General features: G+C 73.1%; 3 protein-coding genes and 2 pseudogenes. 3 read left to right on the top strand and 2 right to left on the bottom strand.

The genetic code is table 11. From position 1 onward, the window contains the following. The 3 genes from LZ604_RS35395 to LZ604_RS35385 all read left to right on the top strand — a co-directional run. A partial coding sequence (locus LZ604_RS35395) for a zinc ribbon domain-containing protein (RefSeq protein WP_234520332.1) occupies nucleotides 1-258 on the top strand: 258 nt, incomplete at its 5' end. A 178-nt stretch (nucleotides 259-436) separates the two neighbouring features. Continuing rightward, complete coding sequence (locus LZ604_RS35390) at nucleotides 437-649, top strand: hypothetical protein (RefSeq protein WP_234520330.1); 213 nt, start codon at nucleotides 437-439, stop codon at nucleotides 647-649. A 109-nt stretch (nucleotides 650-758) separates the two neighbouring features. Next, on the top strand, nucleotides 759-1,499 hold the full coding sequence (locus LZ604_RS35385; protein ID WP_234520329.1) for a DUF1345 domain-containing protein: 741 nt from the start codon (nucleotides 759-761) through the stop codon (nucleotides 1,497-1,499). 345 nt (nucleotides 1,500-1,844) lie between these two features. Here LZ604_RS35385 and LZ604_RS35380 read toward each other — a convergent pair. Together LZ604_RS35380 and LZ604_RS35375 are read right to left on the bottom strand one after the other, a co-directional pair. Continuing rightward, nucleotides 1,845-2,561: pseudogene (locus LZ604_RS35380) on the bottom strand (class F sortase); the annotation flags it as partial. 172 nt (nucleotides 2,562-2,733) lie between these two features. Continuing rightward, nucleotides 2,734-3,418 (bottom strand): annotated as a pseudogene (locus tag LZ604_RS35375) (hypothetical protein); the annotation flags it as partial.

The raw sequence follows: 3,418 nt of genomic DNA, 5'->3' as shown, positions 1-3,418 counted from the left end.
ATCTCTGATGCCGGATGGGGGGTGTTCCTGACGATCCTGCACGCCAAGGCTGAAAGCGCCGGACGGAAAGTGATCGCTGTGGACCCCCGCAACACCTCCCGGACCTGCCCTGAATGCGGGCATGTCTCAGCGGAGAACCGGCCCACCCAGGAGAAGTTCCACTGCGTTTCGTGCGGCCACCAGGCGCACGCGGACACGGTGGGCGCCCTGAACGTTCTACGGGCCGGGCTGGTCCATCGCGACGCCGCACCGGCATAGCGAGAAGCCCCCTCGTTCACGAGGCGGAGGAGTCACAGTCGCGAGGGGAGGACCGTCATGTGACCGAGTTCCCGTCGGTGGTCGGCAGCTGATGTGGCCGGTGGGATCGGCAGCTGCCCGTACACTCGTCAGTCGCCCATGCGGCTGCAAAACCGCCGACAGGAAGGTGTCGTTGCACGTGTTCCAGGATGCCCCGATCTATCACCGGCTCGTCGCCGAGCGCGGTGATGTGCCCGCGCGAGTTCGCGACGCGGCCGAGAGCATACGTCGCGAGCTGGAAAGCATCATGCGGACGGGGCAGCCGCCCGGCGCTGCACGGCCGAACCTGTTCACTCCGGCTCCGCAAGTGCGGCAGAACTCCGCGCTGCCCCCCGGTTCGCTGCCGCAGTGACGCCGCACCGCGGTTCACCACTCCCGCGCGGCACGTGACGAGGGCGGTGCGTGCCGGGTCCACGGACCCGCAGGCGCCGCCCCACTCCTCATCACGGCACACTGGGTCCGTGAACGAAGAGCTCAGAGCGCTGCAGGAGCGACTCGCGCGGCTGGAAGAACTGCTCACCGCGGGCCGGGAGGAGCCGGCCGAACCCGCCTGGCGCCGACCCACACCCGGCGAGACCCGCTGGGCCGTCACCGCGGCGGTGTTGGTGGCGGTGGCCCTGCAACTGCTGCTTCCCGAGCGGCTGGCCTTCCAGCCGGAATGGCTGCTGCCCGGGCTGGAGCTGCTTTTGCTGGTCGTGCTCTTCCCGGCCTCCCGGACCCGTATGGAACGGACCACCTCGCTGCTGCGCGGCGGCGGGCTGACGCTGGCCGCCGTCGTCAGCCTGGCCAACGGCTGGTCCGCGGTGCTCCTCATCCGGGGTCTGGTGCGCGGCACCGAGGCAGGAGACGCCGGGACACTGCTGACGACGGCGATGGCCATCTGGCTGACCAACGTCATCGTTTTCTCTCTCTGGTACTGGGAGTGGGACCGGGGCGGACCCGTGGCCCGCGCTGCCGGGAGCAGCGACCACCCGGACTTCCTCTTTCCCCAGATGCAGAGCGGGGAGTTGGCACGGGCCGACTGGGAGCCGGCGTTCGCCGACTATCTGTATGTGTCGTTCACCAACGCGACGGCCTTCAGCCCCACCGACACCATGCCGCTGTCCCGCTGGGCGAAGCTGCTGATGACGGTGCAGGCGTCGATCTCCTTGCTCACCCTTGCCCTTGTGGTCGCCCGGTCGGTGAACATCTTCCGCGGGTGAGCGGCCGTTTCGGAGCCGCTCTTCCCACGTTCTCGCGGCGGGCCCGGATCTTCGGATCTAGTGCCGCGGGGCGGGGTGCGCGGCCCGGACCGGCCCTGAGGCGGGATCGCCCGAGTGGTGCTGCGGCACCACCGCCGGAAGGGACGGCCGAGGGCGGGAGGTGGGTCGTGCGGCGGGGGCGATGGGTGCGCCGAGCGCGGCGAGCACGCTGGGGGCGAGGGGCACGGTCGGAAGGGTCGGAGCGGCCGGAAGGGCCGGAGCGACGGGCGCGCTGGGTGTCGTGGGGGTGGCCGGCGGTGCCGGTGTGGCTGGTGCCGTGGTGTGGCGCGGGGGCGTGAGTGTGACCAGGTGCGCGAAGACCACGGTGTTGGACAGGTACTCGTGGGCGGCGTGGTCGTAGTCACCACCGCAGGTGATGAGGCGTAGTTGCGGAGTGGGGGCGTTGGCGTAGACACGCTTGTCGGGGAAGTGCGCCTTGCTGAAGGTCTCGACGGAGTCGACCTGGAAGCGGGCCGTGGAGCCGTCGGCGCGAGTGATGGTGACGCTGTTGCCGGGTTTGAGAAGGCGCAGGAACACGAACACGGCGGCGCCGGTCTTGGTGTCGACGTGGCCCACCACGAGTGCCGTTCCCCGCTCGCCGGGTGCGACGCCGTTCTTGTACCAGCCCACGAGGTTCCTGTTGGTCACGGGCGGTGGGTTCAGGTGTCCCGAGGCGTCGAGGGAAAGCTTGGTGAAGGGGGCGTCCACGCCGATCTGGGGAATGATGATCCGCTTCGGCGCCGACCGCCGCAACGTCTCCAGGACGGAGGGTGCGGTCGTCCTGGGAGCGGGCTGGGTCGGGGGGAGGGCCGGGGGGAGGGCCGCGGGCGGGGGACCGGCCGCCGGGTTGATGGCGGCCGCGGACGGAGTGGGGGGTTTGGGATCGGCGGGGGGCGTGATCGAGTGGTGGATGAGCAGGCCGCCGAGCGCCACGGCTGCGGCCGGCAACAGCAGAGCGCGACTGACGGTACGGGTGGTTGCGGTGGAGGACTGGGCCGTCGGGGCCGGTGGTGAGGGGGTCATGGAAGCGTGCCTGTTCATCAACGGGGGGTGGCGGTCAGGCATCGGCGGGTCGGAGGTCAGCCGACACGGGCACCGGCATGGCACTCGCGTCGGCACGACGGCCGCGGCCGCTGTCGCTCGTTGTGGGGCGGCAGCGGACGCGGCCGTGCGTCGGCCGGTGGGGGAGAGCCGGTCAGGCTCCCGCGATACCGGAGGCGTTGCGGCGGCGCAGCATGTAGACGCCCGCTCCCAGGCCGCCGAGCAGCAGGATCGATCCTGCGGCCAGGCCACTGGTGCTGGTGGTGCCGGCCAGGCCACCGCCGCCGGCGTGGATGCCGCCGCTGGGTCCCTGCGCGGCTGCTCCCTGCTCGCCGCGGGCGTTGGCGGAGTTGCCGCCCCAGGCGCCGGCGCCGCCCTGGCCCTGGTGGCCCTGGCCCTCGCCGCCCCAGGCGCCGGCGCCGCCCTGGCCCTGGTGGGCCTGGCCCTCGCCGCCCTGGGCGCCGGCGGCACCCTGGCCCTGGTGGCCCTGGCCCTCGCCGCCCTGAGCCTCGCCGCCCTGGTCCTCGCCGCCCTGAGCCTCGCCGCCCTGAGCGTCGTCACCCTGGTCCTCGCCGCCCTGGTCCTCGCCGCCCTGAGCGCCGCCGCCCTGGGCCGCGCCGCCCTGGGCCGCGCCGCCCTGGGCCGCGCCGCCCTTCCCGCCGCCCTGCTGGCCGTGCGACTGGCCGCCGGGGTGGTGGTCCCTGGTCAGCGCCAGGGCGCCGCCGCCGGCCTGCACGCCGCCGGTGGGCGTCTGACCGGCGGCCCCGCCCTGGGCGCTGCCGGAGTGGCCGCCCCAGGCGCCGGCGCCGCCCTGGGCCTCACCGCCCTGCGCCTCCTCG

Source organism: Streptomyces glomeratus (assembly GCF_021462825.1).
In the GTDB taxonomy this organism is placed as follows: Bacteria; Actinomycetota; Actinomycetes; order Streptomycetales; family Streptomycetaceae; genus Streptomyces; species Streptomyces glomeratus.
This window is presented reverse-complemented; position numbering and strand designations above follow the sequence as displayed.